Genomic DNA, 15,193 nt, shown 5'->3' with positions numbered 1-15,193 from the left:
AACTGCTCACCACCCGCGAGGTCGTCGGGATGGAGCCCGCCGGGTCGACCCGGCTGCTGCGCTTCGGCGACGGCACCTGCCTCGCCACCCATGCCGTCGTGCTCGCCACCGGCGTGTCCTACCGCATGCTGGAGGCGCCCGGCCTGGCGGAGCTCACCGGCAGCGGCGTGTTCTACGGTTCGGCGTCGACCGAGGCCCCCAGCTGCTCCGGCGAGGAGGTCTACATCGTGGGCGGCGCGAACTCTGCCGGTCAGGCGGCCGTGCACTTCGCCCGCTACGCCTCCCGCGTGCACATCCTCATCCGTGGCGGCGACCTGCGCCGGTCGATGTCGCAGTATCTGATCGAGCAGATCGAGCGGATCGGCAACATCGAGGTGCACCCGCACGTCGAGGTGGCCGGCGCCGAGGGCGGCGGGCGGCTGGAACGGCTCGTGCTGCGGGACCCCCGCTCGGACGCGACGCGCACCGTCGAGACCTCCTGGTTGTTCATCTTCATCGGCGCACAGCCCCGTACGGACTGGCTCGAGAAGGTGGTCAGCCGGGACGAGCGCGGCTTCGTGCTGACCGGGCCCGACCTGATCACCGGGGGCGAACGGCCCGCAGGGTGGACGCTGCGGCGCGATCCCTACTACCTGGAGAGCAGCGTGCCCGGCGTGTTCGCAGCGGGTGACGTACGGTCGGAGTCGCTCAAGCGGGTCGCGTCCGCGGTGGGGGAGGGCGCGATGGCGGTCGCGCTCGTCCACCGCTATCTGGCGGCACAGTGAACATGCGAGGCGTCGCATTGAGCGGGGCGAGTCGGTGCGGCGTGGGCGGCGTGCGGCGATGGCCACGGGTAGTGGAGCACGAGGCGGAATGAGGCGGCGAGATGAGCAGTGAGCGTGAGCGGCTGACCCCGGAGGAACTGCACACGCTGTTCCTGTTCGAGTCCCTCGACGGCGACCAGTTGGAGCGGCTCGCGGAGCAGGGCAGGGTGGAGAACCGGCTCGCGGGCGATCTGGTGTACGCCGAGGGCGATCCGGCCACCTGCTTCTACGTGGTGCTGAGCGGCACGGTCGCGATCTCGCGGCGCGTGCACGGCGAGGAGGTCGAGACCAGCCGCACCGAGCAGCGCGGGGTGTACGGCGGCGCGACCCAGGCCTACCTCGGCGACCAGGTCGATCAGGTCTATCTCAACAGCCTGCGCGCGATCACCGACGCCGAGCTCTTCGTGCTGCCCGCCGAGACCTTCGCCGACTCGATACGCGAATGGTCGCCGATGGCGATGCACCTGCTGGAGGGACTGTTCTTCGGCATGCGCGACAACCAGACGATCGTCGGGGAGCGGGAACGGCTGGTCGCGCTCGGCGCCTTGTCGGCCGGGCTCACCCACGAGCTGAACAACCCGGCCGCCGCGGCGGTGCGGGCGACCGCCGTGCTGCGCGAACGGGTCGCGGGCATGCGGCACAAGCTGGCCATGATCGCTGATGCCCGGCTGGACGGCCGGCGGCTGCACGAGCTCGTCGAGCTGCAGGAGGCTGCGGTCAAGCACGCCGCCTCGGCGCCCGAGCTGTCGGCGCTGGAGGCCTCGGACGCCGAGGACGAGCTCGGGGACTGGCTCGACGAGCACGATGTCGCGGGCGGCTGGGATCTGGCGCCCACGCTGGTCGCCGGCGGTCTCGACGCGCAGTGGCTGGAGCGGATCGCCGGAGCCATCGGCGCCGAGAACCTCGACAGCGCGGTGCGGTGGCTCACCTACGCGATCGACACCGAACTTCTGATGGGCGAGATCGACGACGCGGTGACCCGTATCTCCGGGCTCGTCGGCGCGGCCAAGCAGTACTCCAGCCTCGACCGGTCCCCGCACCAGACCGTCGACGTGCACGAGCTGCTCCACGCCACGCTGGTGATGCTGCACGGCAAGTTCCCCGCAGGCGTGAAATTGGTCAAGGAGTACGACAAGAGCCTCCCGCGCATCCCGGCCTACCCCGCGGAGCTCAACCAGGTGTGGACCAACCTCATCGACAACGCGCTCAGCGCGATGGGCGGCTCCGGGACCCTGACCGTACGCACCGGCCGGGTCGACGACCGGCTCTTCGTCGAGGTGGCCGACACCGGGCCCGGCATCCCGGCGCAGATCCGGCCGCGCATCTTCGAGCCGTTCTTCACCACCAAGCCGGTCGGCGAGGGCACCGGTCTCGGGCTGGACATCTCCCACCGCATCGTGGTGCGGCACCACGGGGACATCCGGGTGGAGTCGGCACCCGGCGACACCCGGTTCCGGGTGTACCTCCCGATCGAATAGAACCGGATTACCCCAGTCGCCCGGCCTTGATCCGGGTCACGAGGCCATCAAAGGCCGCACGGCTGAAGGAAAGGTGCCCTGCCTGCGGGTTCTTGCTGTCTCTGACCGCGATGAGCCCGGCCAGCGCTGCGACCTCGACGCAGTCGCCACCGTTGTCAGTGCTGTGGCGCGACTTGCGCCACTCGGCGCCTGTCAGGTCCATTTCCGTTCCGCCGTTCTGGTGATGAGCTCCATCGACATGTCCACGGGCAGCGCCTGGGAGCGGATTCTGTCGAACGACTCATTCAAGGTCGTGAGGGTCTTCGGCTCACCCATGGTCATCCCGAGCGTCGCCGTCTCCACATAAGCTACCTCGGACCTGTCGGCAAGAGTAGCGAGCACGAATGACCCGGAGATCCCGCGATGTTGGCGGGACGGGACGATCTGAATGCTCACGCGATCGGATACCGAGGCGACGAGGTGTTCGAGCCGTTCGCGCATCACTTCGGGACTGCCGACCTCCCGGCCGATGAACGACCCGCTGTAATTGATCTTTGAGCCGAGCTGGTCCTGGGACAGTTCGGCGAGTTCGCGATATCTGCGCAGTTCCGAGCCGAACAGCGCCCGCGGGGACGCTCCCGGATTGAGGTCACTGGGGGGCCTGGCCATTCTCGCTCCTCTTGGCAACCGATAGCCGCCCACGGCAACCGGATGAAGGGATTCCTCGCCGGTTGAACGCTCTGTAGCGGTGAGGGCGACTCCGAGTATGTCCGAGGTCGCGCTGATGAGCTGGGGTCTGCGCCCACTGGTCGAGAACGCGCGGGTGATCGTCTCGGAGCTCGTGACGAACGCCGTCGCCGCCACCCCCGGAAAGGTCGTGCTGCTGGTGCTCGCGCGTGAGAAGGGCGCCATTTCCGTTGGCGTCTGGGACTCCGGAGAAACCCTGCCGGCGATGGGCCGGGGAAACGCCGCCCGGCTGGTACGAAGAATCCGGACGGGGGCTCTATCTCGTGGCGAAGCTGAGCGATGAACACGGCTCTGAGCGCGTCGAGACCGGCGGAAGATTATCTGGGCGAGGTTGAAGATATGACGAAAAAATACGGGAATGTCGCATCCATTCCGCCGCATGGATCGGCTGCCGGGCCTTCGGGTTCTGACGGGCGAGGCGTCTCGTGGATCCGTGCGGCAGGTCGAGTAATCTTCACTTACGGTTGTCAGTTGCCTACTTTGGGTAGCGATGTCGGGGAGGGGTTAGCCGCCCAGAGATAACGCTTCGATCGGGGGCTGTCGTGCGATCTTGGTCTTTGGCATCCTGCTTCGCGGTCGCTGCGATGCTCGCCGTGGCCGTCATCGCAGGCTGCGACGTCGGCGAGACCCCACTCGTGCGCAAGGCCGCAGAGGTGCCCAAGGGGGCGCCGCTGCGTGATCCGCCGCAGTACGTGAGCGGCGACGGCGTCCTGCGGGTGCGGATCGTGGTGGAGCGAAGGCAGATCCGGCTGGCCGGCCGCACGCTGTGGGCGCTCACCTACAACGGCTACTACATGCCGCCGACACTACGTCTGCAGCCGGGCGACCGGATGGACTTCACGATGGTCAACAACGTCCGTCCGCTGACCAACCTCCACGTGCACGGCCTGCAGGCCGTGCCGGTGCGCCGCCCCGAAGACGTCTTCCTGCACATTCAGCCGGGCGAGACCTTCCACCACGTCTTCCGGTTCCCGCGTACGCTCTCCCCGGGCACGTACTGGTATCACTCGTACGCCCAGCCTGCGCTGGCGAGCGAGGTCATGGACGGCATGTCGGGCATCATCGTCATCGACGGGCTGCGCCGGCACCTCCCACCGGGTCTGCGCAAGATCACCGAGCACGTCATCGCGCTGAAGGACGTCCGGGGGCAGGCCGGCGCGGCCCGCGGCCATGGCGTCCGCGGCGGCCCATCGATCGGCAGCGCGGTGAACGGCCAGATCAACCCGATCATCCGGCTCCGCCCGGGTGAGACCCAGTTGTGGCGGCTGGCCAACATCAGCTCCGGGAACTACTACCGGCTGCGCCTTCGAGGCCAGCGCTTCCAGGTGATCGCTCAGGACGCCCATCCGGTCGAGCGGATCTGGTCCGCCGACTCGCTGCTGATCCCGGCGGGCGCGCGCTACGACGTACTGGTTGAAGGCGGCCGGCCGGGCCGTACCGAGCTCGAGACCTTGCCGTACAACGCCGGGCCGGACGCCGCCCGGTTCCCGCAGGGCGTCCTGGCCACCGCGGTGTCGGCCGGCATACCCGTACAGTGCGCGGCCCTTCCGGTGACGTTCGCGTCGATGCGGGACCTGAGCCGGGTGCCGATCGCGGCACACCACACGCTGGTGTTCTCGCGCGACAAGTCCGCGAACCCGTTCTTCGCCATGGGCCGGTACTTCAACCCGAAGCGGGTCGACATCCGGTCGCGGCTGGGCACGGTGGAGGAGTGGACCGTACGCAACCCCACCGACGCGCAGCAGGCCTTCCACGTGCACACCAACGGGTTCCAGGTGATGAGCGTCAACGGCCGGCCGCACGTCGCGCACAGCTGGCAGGACACGGTGAACCTCCCGGAGCGGGGACATGTCGTCATCCGGCTGCGCTTCGCCGGCCATCCGGGCAAGACGGTGTTCCACTGCGCCATGCGGAGCCATGAGGACATGGGGATGATGGCGGTCCTACAGATCGTGAAGTGACCGCTGGGCGCGCGTCAGTGCGACTCGCGGGTGACCTGGTCGCCCCGGGAGCCGACGAGGAAGTCCAGGTCGGCGCCATGGTCGGCCTGTTGCACGTGATCGACGTACAGGCGTTCCCAGCCGCTGGCGGGCGCGGCGTAGGCCGCCTTGGACGCCTCGGCGTCGCTTCGGCGGCCGAGCTCGTCGGCGGGGACCTCGACGTCCAGACGGCGTCCGGGGACGTCCAGGACGATCATGTCGCCGGTGCGGACCAGACCCAGCGGCCCGCCCGCCGCGGCCTCGGGGGCGGTGTGCAGCACGACGGTGCCGTAGGCGGTGCCGCTCATGCGGGCGTCGCTGATCCGGACCATGTCCCGTACGCCTTTGGCCAGGATCTTTGCGGGCAGGGGCATGTTGCCGACCTCGGGCATGCCGGGGTAGCCCTTCGGCCCGCAGCCGCGCAGGACGAGCACACAGGTCTCGTCCACGTCCAGGTCGGGGGAGTCGAGGCGGGCGTGCAGGTCCTCGACGCTGTCGAAGACCACGGCCCGGCCACGGTGCCGCAGCAGTTCGGGTGAGGCGGCGGCGGGCTTGATGACGGCGCCGTCGGGGGCGAGGTTGCCGCGCAGCACGGCGATGCCGGCGTCCGGCCGCAGTGGAGCGCCCCGGGGGCGGATGACCGTCTCGTCCCAGATCCGGGCGCCGTCGAGATGGTCCACCAGAGGGCTGCCGGTGACGGTGATGGCGCCCGGGTCGAGCAGGTCGCGCACCTCGTTCAGCACGGCGAGCAGGCCGCCGGCCCGGTACAGGTCGTCCATCAGGTGCCGCCCGGACGGCTGCAGGTCCACCAGCAGCGGTACGCCGCTGCCGGTGCGGTCGAAGTCGTCCAGGCTGAGGTCCACCCCGAGCCGGCCGGCGATCGCCAGCAGATGGATCACGGCGTTGGTCGAGCCGCCGATGGCGGCCAGCGCCACGATGGCGTTGAGGAACGAGGCGCGGGTCAGCACCTCGCTGGGGCGGCGGCCTCGCTCGACCAGTTCCACGGCCAGCCGGCCGGTGCCGTGGGCCTGCTCGAGCAGGCGGCTGTCAGGTGCCGGCGTACCCGCGATGCCGGGCAGGGTGATGCCGAGCGCCTCGGCGACACAGGCCATCGTCGAGGCGGTGCCCATGGTGTTGCAGTGCCCTCGACTGCGGATCATGGAGGATTCCGACTCGAGGAAGGCCTCCGGGGGCAGGGTGCCGGCGCGTACCTCCTCGCTGAGCCGCCACACGTCCGTGCCGCAGCCGAGCGGGGTGCCGCGGAAGTGCCCGGTGAGCATGGGACCGCCGGGCACGACGACGGCGGGCAGGTCCACCGATGCGGCCGCCATGAGCAGTGAGGGGATGGTCTTGTCGCATCCGCCGAGCAGCACGACGCCGTCGATCGGATTGGCCCGCAGCATCTCCTCGGTCGCCATCGCGGCGAGGTTGCGCCACAGCATGGCCGTCGGGCGCACCTGGGTCTCGCCGAGGGAGAGGACCGGCAGGTTGAGCGGTGTGCCGCCCGCCTCCCAGATGCCGTTCTTGACACTCGTGGCCACCTCGTTGAGGTGGGAGTTGCACGGCGTGAGGTCGGAGGCGGTGTTGGCGATCGCGATCTGCGGGCGTCCGTCGAGGGCGGATCCGGGCAGGCCGCGTCGCATCCACGCCCGGTGGATGTAGGAGTTGCGGTCGTTGCCGGCGTACCACTGCGCACTGCGGAGCTCGGTCACACGATCAGAGCTTCTTCCCGTTCCCGAAACGCCTCTACGATCACGAACATGGCCGACAGTAGCCCGAACCCGCCGCTCGGAGAAGACGTCTCCGGTTCGCCTGCCGGTGCTGCCGGTGCGTGAGGAGCATGCGGTGAGCAGGTCATGCGCCAGGAGCTGATGAGGGCGTTCGTGCTCCAGGGCCCCGGCCGCGGCGGCGTGGAGCGGGTCGCGGTGCCGGTCGCCGATCCCGGTCACGTCGTCGTCGAGGTGGAGCGCGTCGGCGTGTGCGGCACCGACGTCGAGTTCTTCACCGGCGACATGAGCTATCTGCGCGACGGCCATGCCGCCTATCCGATGCGCCTCGGCCATGAGTGGTGCGGCGTCGTCTCGGAGGTCGGGGCCGGGGTGGGCGCGTCGTGGCTCGGGCGGCGCGTCACGGGCGACACCATGCTCGGCTGCGGGCACTGCCATCGCTGCCGGGCCAGGCGTCAGCACGTGTGCGAGCGACGGTATGAGATCGGCATCCGGGGCGGCTGGCCCGGTGCGCTCGCGGAACGGCTGCCGGTGCCGGCCACCGCCCTGTACGTGCTGCCCGACACCATCGGCGTGGTCGCCGGTGCGCTGGTCGAGCCCGGCGGCAACGCGCTGCGCGCCGTCGAGGCCGCTGCCCTGGAGCCGGGGATGCGCGCGGTCGTCTGGGGGCCGGGCACCATCGGCCTGCTCGCCGCCGCGTTCGCCGCCGCGCACGGTGTGGAGGTGCACGTGGTCGGCCCGTCGCCGGAGTCCGTGGAGGACGCGCGCGCACTCGGCGTGGAGCGGGCCTGGACGATCGAGGATCTGCCGGACGGGCCGTACGACGCGGTGATCGACGCCACCAACGGGCAGAGCGTGCCGGCGGCCGCGCTCGACCTGGTCGAGCCCGGCCGCCGGGTGGTCTACATCGGGCTTTCGGCCCGGCCCAGCACGATCGACACTAGGACGCTCGTGCTCAAGGACGTCACCGCCGTGGGGATCCTCAGCGGCTCACCGGGACTGGCGGGCGCCATCGACCACTATGCCTCCGGGCTGGTCGATCCCGAACCGCTGGTCGCCGCCACCGTCGGCCTGGCCGAGGCGGGCGACGTCCTCGCCGGCCGGCGACCGCCGGAGGCCGGCCCGGGCCCGAAGATCCACGTGGACCCGCGGCGTTGACCGTCGCGGGTCAGCTCGAGGTGATCCGCAACACCAGCGCCGCCACGCTGAGGATCAGGACGACCAGGGGAGTGGGGGCGCCCTTCATGTCCCCGGCGCGGAGATGGGCGCCGACGGCGCCGACGAAGTAGAGGACGACCCCGACGGCCGCCGCGATCCCGAGCGGCGCGAACCAGAGCCCGATGACGAGCCCCACGGCGCCGGCCAGCTCACAGGCGGCGAGGAACGGGAACCAGCCGAGCGGCACGCCGAGGCCCGTGATCGTCTTGGTGACCTTCTCTTCTTTGGTGAGCTTCGCTCGGGCCGACATGGCGAGTAAGGCCGCGAGGAGCACGGCGATGACGGCGTATGCGATGAACACCGAAACTCCGATCCGAAAGCGTGGCCGCGACCGTGGGGGCACGGTGCCGCGCACGACGCCGCGACCCGCCGACGCTGTGGACCGGCCTGATCGCAGCACATTCAGGCTAGCAGATTATTGAGCATATCAACGATCTAGCTCAGCGGACGATCGGAGTGTTAAAAGAGACTCGACCTCGCTCGTGGCCCGGGGCTCATGCGAGGTTGCGGCCGAGAAATGCCAGCTGGGCCGGGGCACGTCGGCGCCAGTACGCGCCGTCGTGGCATCCGCCGAACAGCCCGCCGGCCGGAGCGTCGAGCCCGGCGCGGATGCGTTTCGCCGCCTCGGTGAAGGGATCGCTGCGTCCGCAGTCGACCCAGGCCGGGATGGACCGCAGGCGGCCGAGGGCCTTTCGCACGTCGTGCCGGGTGAAATCGCCGGCGTCGTCGAAGGCTCGGGCGTTCGTCGCCCGTGCGTCGTCGTAGGACGAGAAGACGGCCGGCGACGACGCGACGATCGCGCCCACGCGGGACGGGCCGAGGGCCTGGCCGAGGAGCAGTGCGCCGTACCCGCCCATCGACCACCCCAGCACGCCGATCCGTTCGGTGCGCAGTCCCCGTCGCCGCAGGCGCGGCAGCACCTCGTCAGTGATCATCCGCTGGGGGTCGTCACCGGAGGCGCGCGGATGCCAGTAGGCGCTCCCCCCATCGATCCCGACGAGGGCGAACGGCGGGACGCCGCGTGCGGCGGCCTGCGCCAGGTAGCGGTCGAGCGCCTGGCCGAGGACGCTGCGCGCGTCACCGCCCCAGCCGTGCAGAGCGATCACCACGGGAAGCCATGCTGCCGCGCCCGGCGGGGTCGCGACGACCATGCGGACGTCCCGGCCGCGGGCCTGCGACCGGAACGTCTCCTCTCGTACGTCGGCGTGCTCCGCAGGCATCGGCGGGGTGTCCCCGCATCGGCCCAGCGCGCGGTCGAGCGGGACCTTCCCCGGAAGCACCTGCGCCTCGACCAGCCCCACACCCGACCCCGTCGCCGCGAGAACCCCCAGCCCGCCGGCGACAAGAAACCCACGCCTCTTGATCAACGAACCTCCACGATTCAGCCACCCGAGGCCCACGATCGGCCACCCGAGGACTACGACGAGCCAAGCCGCCCCGCCGTTCACCGCCGAGCCTCGTTGACTTGCGGCGTGTCGTCGGTGTCGCCGAGCGCGCACCAACGACACGCCGCAACTCAACGCAGCGGCCGCGCCGGTGGCTGGCGCTCGGTCAGTAGCCGCGGGTGCGGCGAGCGGCCGGGCGGGCGCCGCGGCCCGATCCGCCGTGGCCGACGCGCTGGAAGGCGCGCACGAGCTCGCCGCCGAGGTTGACGCCGGCGCCGAGGGCGAGTGCCACGGACATCGCCGCGATCAGACTCAGCACGCCCGCCTGGGCGGCGCCGGTGTTGAGCTCGATCATGCCTCGGTAGAGCAGCGTGCCCGGCAGAAGCGGCGCGATGGCCGGCACCACGTAGGGCAGAGCCGACGCTCGGCGGCGCCGGGCGAGCAGGTTGCCCAGCAGACCGACCAAAATCGCGGCGATCGCCGAGGCCAGCACCGGCGGCATGTCGTGGCGGAGGGTCAGCACATAGAGGACCCAGATCAGCGCACCCGCCACGGCGGCCGGTGCCAGCACGTCGCGGGGGACGGCAAGGGAGATCGCGAACGTCAATGACACGACGGCCGCGGCGATGATCGCCACCGGCCGCAGTGTCAGCGGCGTGGTGGGCAGGTCGTTCACATCGATCGCGACCCCCAGGCGCACCGCCGTGTAGACCGACACGCCGAGCCCGGCGACGATCGCCGCGACGATGAAGAACACCTCCAGCAGCCGGGCCGCCGCGCTCACCAGATCGCCGGTGATGCCGTCCTGGATGCTGGCGACGAGCGGCCGTCCGGGCAGCAGGGCCACGATCGCACCGGTGACGATGGTCGACGCGCGGGTCGGGGCGCCCGCCGCGATCACCACGGCAGCGGCCGACGCGCCGATGGCGGCGGCCAGCGCGAGCTGGAAGAACTCCGCGATGCCGCGCCGCGCCAGGGCCGCCGCGGCGCGGTCGGCCAGCACCGTGGCGATGAAGGCGGTGCCGGCCACCAGCGGACCGCCGCCCACGAGCACGCCGGCCGAGGCCGCGATGAGCCCGAGCGACACGACGAGCAGCCACGCCGGATACGGCCCCCGGCCCCGTTTGATCTCCCTGACCCGCGTCAAGGCGTCGTCGAGTTCCAGTAGGCCGATCGAGGCGTCGTGCACCAGGCGGTGCAGGGCGACCAGCCGCCAGTAGGCCGGGGTGCGCCGCCGGATCGCCCGCGCCCCCGTGACCGGGTGTGCGCCGTTGCCCGGATGAACCGACACCAGAATGCTCGTGAACGTGACCTGGACCTCGCATCGCGGCAGTTCATAGGCCACGCCGAGGCTGAGCATCGCCTCGTTGACCCGTTCGGTCGGCTCCCCGCTGGCGAGCAGCAGCTCGCCCACCCGGAGTACGAGATCCATCGCGCGGTAGGAGACGATCTCGCCGGGCTCCTCCTCGGGCGGCTCGGCGGGGGCCGCGCCGTCCATCAGTACTCGCCAGGTCCTTCGCAGTCGCCCGGAAACCTGCCCCATGCCCGTACCTGACCCCCTACCGGCTGATATCCCGCGCAGGTTACCCGGAGCGACGCCAGGGCCAACATCCGGGACGGCCGGACCGCTAGGGAGCCGCCGCGATCTCCGGCCGGCGCTCGCCGTACCGGGTGGCCTGCTCGAACGCGTGCCCTGCCTGCAGGACGGCGAAGTCGGCCCGGTGCGCTCCGACGATCTGCAGGCCCACCGGCAGCCCGTCCGCGGTGAACCCGGCGGGCACCGACAGCGCCGGGCAGCCGGTCGCGGAGATGAAGTAGGCCGAGCGCATCCAGTCCAGGTAGGTCAGCATGGACTCGCCGGCCACCTCAGTGGGGTATTCGAGGTCGACGTCGAACGGGGGGACCTGACTGACCGGGAGCAGCAGCAGGTCGTAGCGTCCGAAGAACTCGCGCACCCGGTGATAGAGCTCGGTGTGCAGCGTCTCGGCGGCGGCGAGATCGCGTCCGGTGAGAGCTCGCCCGGCCTCGATGTTCCACGCCAGCGAGGGCTTGATCCGGTCGCGTTCGCGGTCCAGCAGCGTGCCCATGGTCATTTCGAACTGCCACGCGCGCAGGGTGCGGAAGACCTCCTCGGCGCCCGACAGGTCGGGGCAGGCGGGCTCGACGACGCAGCCGAGATCGGAGAACACCTTGACGGCGGGTTCGAGCGTCCGCGTCACGGCCGGATCGACGGGTACGGTGCCGTCCAGATCCGCCGACCATGCCACGCGCAGCCCGGCGAGGTCGCGCTCCAGCGGCCGGCCGAATGAGGCGCCAGGCTCCTCCAGTGCGATGGGCGAGCGGGGGTCGGGACCGGCCAGCACGGACAGCAGCAGCGCTGCGTCGGCGACGGTGCGCGCCAGCGGGCCCTGCACGGGGATGGCCGACCATCCGGCCTGCTGCGGCCAGGTCGGCACGCGGCCGGGCGAAGGGCGGAACCCGACGACGTTGCAGAACGAGGCCGGGTTGCGCAGTGAGCCGCCCATGTCGCTGCCGTCGGCCAGCGGATGCATGCCGCAGGCGAGCGCGGCGGCCGCGCCGCCGCTGCTCCCGCCCGCGGACCGGGTCCAGTCGTAGGGGTTGCGGGTCGCGCCGAAGATCGGGTTGAAGGTGTTCGAGCCCGCCGCGAACTCGGGCACGTTGGTCTTGCCCAGTGTGATGACCCCGGCGGCGCGCATCCGCTCGATGATCAGTTCATCGCGGTCCGGCACGTTGTCGGCCAGCAGCGGAGAGCCGTACGTTGTGCGGATCCCGGCGGTGTCGTGGGTGTCCTTGTGCGCGACCGGCAGCCCGTGCAGCGGCCCGATCTCGGCGCCTGAGGCGAGCCGCTCGTCGGCGGCGCGGGCCTGCTCCAGGGCCCTTTCGGCGACGAGCGTGACGATGGCGTTGATCCCGGGATCGACCCGCTCGATCTGTGCCAGGTGCGCCTCGACGACCTCGCGGGCCGAGATCTCGCGGGCGCGCAGGCGGCGCGCCAGGTCCTGAGCCGACGAGAAGCAGATCTCTGTGGACAAGCGGGTCCTCCTGAAGGTCGTCCCGGATGACCATTGTGCCCGTCAAGCACCTTCGTTGAGTTGCGGCGTGTCGTTGGTGTCGCCGAGCGCAGACCAACGACACGCCGCAACTCAACGCAGCGGGCGGTCGCGGCGCTCCAGGCGGGGTCGTGTACTTTTCCGATGTGGATTGCCTGCTTTGAGGGAGCGCCGGTGAGTTTCAGCCACCTGTCCCATCTCGAGTGCGGACGGTGCGGGACGCGCCACGACGCGGACCGGCCGCAGAACCTGTGCGAGGTCTGCGCTTCTCCGTTGCTCGCCCGCTACGACCTGGCGGCGATCCGCTCGTCGGTGCGGCCGGCCGACCTCGCGGGCCGTTCACCGGATCTGTGGCGGTATCACGAGCTGCTCCCGGTGGGCCGCCCGGAGGCGGTGACCACCCTCGGTGAGGGGATGACCCCCCTCCTGCCGATGGCCCGGTACGGCGAGAGCATCGGGCTGCCCCGGCTGCTGATGAAGGACGAGGGGCTGATCCCGACGGGCTCGTTCAAGGCGCGCGGCGCCGCCGTCGGCGTCTCCCGCGCGGCCGAACTCGGGATCAAGCGGCTGGCGATGCCCACGAACGGCAACGCCGGCGCCGCCTGGTCGGCCTACGGCGCGAGGGCCGGGCTGGCCGCCACGATCGTCATGCCGGTGGACGCCCCGGAGATCACCCGTCGCGAGTGCGTGGCCGCGGGCGCCGACCTGCACCTGGTCGACGGCCTCATCAGCGACGCGGGGCGGATCGTCGGCGAGCTGGTGGCCGGCTCGGGCGGCCAGGTGTTCGACGCCTCGACCCTCAAGGAGCCCTATCGCATCGAGGGCAAGAAGACGATGGGACTGGAGATCGCCGAGCAGCTCGGCTGGCGGCTCCCCGACGTGATCATCTATCCGACCGGCGGCGGGGTCGGGCTGATCGGCATTCACAAGGCGCTGAACGAGCTCCGCGAACTGGGCTGGATCTCCGGTGCGCCGCCCCGGCTGGTCGCGGTGCAGGCCGACGGCTGCGCCCCGATCGTGCGCGCCTTCGAACTCGGGGAACGGGAGAGCACGTACTGGCCCGAGTCCCGTACGGTCGCGTTCGGCATCAACGTGCCCAAGGCGATCGGGGACTTCCTCATCCTCGAGGCCCTGGCCGAGACCTCGGGCACGGCGATCAGTGTGAGCGACGACGAACTGCTCGCCGATCTGCGTGAGGTCGCCGCGCTCGAGGGAGCCTACGTCTGCCCGGAGGGCGCGGCAGCGTTCACGGCGGCCCGCAGACTTCGCGCGTCCGGCTGGCTCGGCGAGGACGAACAGGTCGTCGTCCTGAACACCGGCGCCGGCCTGAAGTACCCCCAGACGGTCCCGGTCGACGCCCCGGTCCTCCCGGTCGACGGCCATCTGGTCTGAGCCGACGCGCTCGGGCGGACGGGCTTTCGAACGATCAGCAGGGCGGTCGACCGGCGTTGCCGGTCGCTCGGATCCGGTCGCTCGGATCCGGCGTTCAGGGCCGCGGGCCGGGCGGCTGCCGCCATCCGGGCGGGTCGCCGTGAACGGGCCGACCACCGGTCCCCGCCGCTCCGGTCCCCGCCGCTCCGTTCCACGGCCCTTCCCGGCGTCGGGCGATGCGATCCAGGAGTTCCGTTCTGGCCTGAATCTCGCGCGCGGTGGGAGCCGTTCCGACGGCGATCGCCAAGCAGATCGTGCTGAGGCTGATGCCGACAATGAGCGGCACCAGGAACTGCATCGGCTCGGCGCCCGGCAGAGAATCCGCGCTCGCCACGCCGCGGACGGACAGGGCTGCCATTCCGGTGTAATGCATGCTGCTCACGGCGACTCCCATGATGAGCGCCGCGCCGGCCGTGGCCCAGTTGCCGCGCACGCGGAATGCCGCCCACAGCGCGGCGATGGCGGCGGCGATGGCGATCAGAACGGAAGCGGTGACGGTATGGCGGTCATATCTGAGCGTCGTGTTCATGTGCATCGCCGCCATGCCGGTGTAATGCATGGCGGCGACGCCAACACCGGTGATCGCTCCACCGATGATCAGCGCATATGGCTTGATCTCTCCCACGTCGACGACGAAGAGCCCGATACCCACGACCGCCACCGAGATCACCGCGCTGAGCAGGGTGAGTGGTATGTCGTACCGGATCGTCGCGCCGCCAACGGTGAACCCGAGCATCGCGATGAAGTGCATGCCCCATACGCCGGTGCCGCCGATCGCGAACGCGCCGAAAGCCAACCACCGGGCTCGTGACCTGCCGGAGAAGGTGATGGCGCGCGATGTACAGAGCAGCCCGAGAAGTGAACCCGTACACGACATCACGTACGCCAGCGCCGGAGTCACCGGCCCATAGGTGAAATGGTGAATGACCAAGACCATCCCCTTGCAGTGGTTACACACGGCGAACATAGGGTGACGCATCTTGCATTACCGGCTATTAGGTTCTTGATCGAGGTAAATTAGCGGGAATTCAGCGTCATGTCCGCGCCGATCCAAAAAGCGGTATGGCGTAACAGGCCGGGGATGGTCGACGCTGTTGGTGGTGACCGGGCGGGGGCGCGGCCGGCTCGTCACGGTGGACGCGGGCCGGGAGCACTTCGGCCCCATCTACCACCCGGCGAACGGCTTTCTCTCCTGGTACGAGGAGTGGCTGGACCTCAGGGCCCGCGGTTCGGCCGGGCGTGTGCGGAACGACTTCGACCGCTCGGGCGCGTACCCGACCACCGTGCTCGAGCATCCCGACGTCGACGAGGCGGTCTGGGCGGCGCGGATGATCGGCGCCTGGTCGGGGAGCGGAGACCATGACCAGCTCAGTGA

The 15,193-nt window shown here is 70.6% G+C and carries 15 protein-coding genes; 7 read left to right on the top strand and 8 right to left on the bottom strand.

Annotated features, from left to right (window positions below; genetic code table 11):
* Together HKK72_RS27050 and HKK72_RS27045 are read left to right on the top strand one after the other, a co-directional pair.
* The coding region (locus HKK72_RS27050) for an NAD(P)/FAD-dependent oxidoreductase (protein ID WP_187237249.1) at positions 1-764 on the top strand (764 nt) is incomplete at its 5' end.
* A 101-nt stretch (positions 765-865) separates the two neighbouring features.
* Complete coding sequence (locus HKK72_RS27045) at positions 866-2,281, top strand: ATP-binding protein (RefSeq protein ID WP_187237248.1); 1,416 nt, start codon at positions 866-868, stop codon at positions 2,279-2,281.
* 7 nt (positions 2,282-2,288) lie between these two features.
* Here the strand turns inward: HKK72_RS27045 and HKK72_RS27040 are convergent, their stop codons facing one another.
* Both HKK72_RS27040 and HKK72_RS27035 read right to left on the bottom strand, forming a co-directional pair.
* A complete protein-coding gene (locus tag HKK72_RS27040; protein WP_187237247.1) occupies positions 2,289-2,483 on the bottom strand; it encodes a DUF397 domain-containing protein in 195 nt (64 codons plus the stop codon).
* Positions 2,474-2,929 (bottom strand): Scr1 family TA system antitoxin-like transcriptional regulator, encoded by a 456-nt coding sequence (locus tag HKK72_RS27035; protein ID WP_187237246.1) that lies wholly within the window; start codon positions 2,927-2,929, stop codon positions 2,474-2,476. The genes HKK72_RS27040 and HKK72_RS27035 overlap by 10 nt, the downstream gene beginning before the upstream one ends.
* Positions 2,930-3,026: 97 nt before the next feature.
* Here HKK72_RS27035 and HKK72_RS27030 point away from each other — a divergent pair, with 97 nt between their 5' ends.
* Positions 3,027-3,290, top strand: a complete 264-nt coding sequence (locus tag HKK72_RS27030; protein WP_187237245.1) for a hypothetical protein — start codon at positions 3,027-3,029, stop codon at positions 3,288-3,290.
* A 310-nt stretch (positions 3,291-3,600) separates the two neighbouring features.
* Positions 3,601-4,968, top strand: a complete 1,368-nt coding sequence (locus HKK72_RS27025; protein ID WP_222721173.1) for a multicopper oxidase family protein — start codon at positions 3,601-3,603, stop codon at positions 4,966-4,968.
* Positions 4,969-4,982: 14 nt separating this feature from the next.
* Here HKK72_RS27025 and HKK72_RS27020 read toward each other — a convergent pair whose 3' ends face one another.
* Positions 4,983-6,698, bottom strand: coding sequence for an IlvD/Edd family dehydratase (locus HKK72_RS27020; RefSeq protein ID WP_187237244.1), 1,716 nt, complete (start codon positions 6,696-6,698; stop codon positions 4,983-4,985).
* Between the two features lie 144 nt (positions 6,699-6,842).
* Here HKK72_RS27020 and HKK72_RS27015 point away from each other — a divergent pair, with 144 nt between their 5' ends.
* Positions 6,843-7,871: a zinc-dependent alcohol dehydrogenase gene (locus HKK72_RS27015; protein ID WP_261987238.1), complete on the top strand. Its 1,029-nt coding sequence runs from the start codon at positions 6,843-6,845 to the stop codon at positions 7,869-7,871.
* Between the two features lie 10 nt (positions 7,872-7,881).
* Here the strand turns inward: HKK72_RS27015 and HKK72_RS27010 are convergent, their stop codons facing one another.
* From HKK72_RS27010 to HKK72_RS26995, 4 genes are all read right to left on the bottom strand, one after another.
* The gene (locus HKK72_RS27010; RefSeq protein ID WP_187237243.1) at positions 7,882-8,232 is read right to left on the bottom strand and encodes a DoxX family protein; all 351 of its coding nucleotides are present in this window, start codon (positions 8,230-8,232) and stop codon (positions 7,882-7,884) included.
* A gap of 193 nt (positions 8,233-8,425) precedes the next feature.
* The gene (locus tag HKK72_RS27005; protein ID WP_222721172.1) at positions 8,426-9,298 is read right to left on the bottom strand and encodes an alpha/beta hydrolase; all 873 of its coding nucleotides are present in this window, start codon (positions 9,296-9,298) and stop codon (positions 8,426-8,428) included.
* Positions 9,299-9,482: 184 nt separating this feature from the next.
* Positions 9,483-10,814: a threonine/serine exporter ThrE family protein gene (locus tag HKK72_RS27000; RefSeq protein WP_261987237.1), complete on the bottom strand. Its 1,332-nt coding sequence runs from the start codon at positions 10,812-10,814 to the stop codon at positions 9,483-9,485.
* A 130-nt stretch (positions 10,815-10,944) separates the two neighbouring features.
* Positions 10,945-12,369, bottom strand: a complete 1,425-nt coding sequence (locus tag HKK72_RS26995; protein ID WP_187237241.1) for an amidase — start codon at positions 12,367-12,369, stop codon at positions 10,945-10,947.
* A 192-nt stretch (positions 12,370-12,561) separates the two neighbouring features.
* Between HKK72_RS26995 and HKK72_RS26990 the strand changes: the two genes are divergently transcribed.
* The gene (locus HKK72_RS26990) at positions 12,562-13,779 is read left to right on the top strand and encodes a threonine synthase (protein ID WP_187237240.1); all 1,218 of its coding nucleotides are present in this window, start codon (positions 12,562-12,564) and stop codon (positions 13,777-13,779) included.
* Positions 13,780-13,873: 94 nt separating this feature from the next.
* On the opposite strand, the gene HKK72_RS26985 is transcribed toward HKK72_RS26990, so the two are convergent.
* A complete protein-coding gene (locus tag HKK72_RS26985) occupies positions 13,874-14,749 on the bottom strand; it encodes an MHYT domain-containing protein (RefSeq protein WP_187237239.1) in 876 nt (291 codons plus the stop codon).
* Positions 14,750-14,918: 169 nt separating this feature from the next.
* Here HKK72_RS26985 and HKK72_RS26980 point away from each other — a divergent pair.
* Positions 14,919-15,193 (top strand): hypothetical protein (locus tag HKK72_RS26980; RefSeq protein ID WP_222721171.1); only part of this gene is annotated, 275 nt, incomplete at its 3' end.

Origin of the sequence: Actinomadura sp. HBU206391 (genome assembly GCF_014323665.1) — a bacterium.
Classification (GTDB): Bacteria; Actinomycetota; Actinomycetes; order Streptosporangiales; family Streptosporangiaceae; genus Actinomadura_C.
Note: the sequence above shows the minus strand (reverse complement) of the source record. Positions and strands in the feature narration are given on the sequence as shown.

Excerpts from the sequence above, each read along its gene's own strand:
- HKK72_RS27045 (WP_187237248.1), top strand. The coding sequence starts at position 866 with ATGAGCAGTGAGCGTGAGCGGCTGACCCCGGAGGAACTGCACACGCTG.
- HKK72_RS27015 (WP_261987238.1), top strand. The coding sequence starts at position 6,843 with ATGCGCCAGGAGCTGATGAGGGCGTTCGTGCTCCAGGGCCCCGGCCGC.
- HKK72_RS27030 (WP_187237245.1), top strand. The coding sequence starts at position 3,027 with ATGTCCGAGGTCGCGCTGATGAGCTGGGGTCTGCGCCCACTGGTCGAG.
- HKK72_RS27000 (WP_261987237.1), bottom strand. The coding sequence starts at position 10,814 with ATGGACGGCGCGGCCCCCGCCGAGCCGCCCGAGGAGGAGCCCGGCGAG.
- HKK72_RS27035 (WP_187237246.1), bottom strand. The coding sequence starts at position 2,929 with ATGGCCAGGCCCCCCAGTGACCTCAATCCGGGAGCGTCCCCGCGGGCG.
- HKK72_RS27040 (WP_187237247.1), bottom strand. The coding sequence starts at position 2,483 with ATGGACCTGACAGGCGCCGAGTGGCGCAAGTCGCGCCACAGCACTGAC.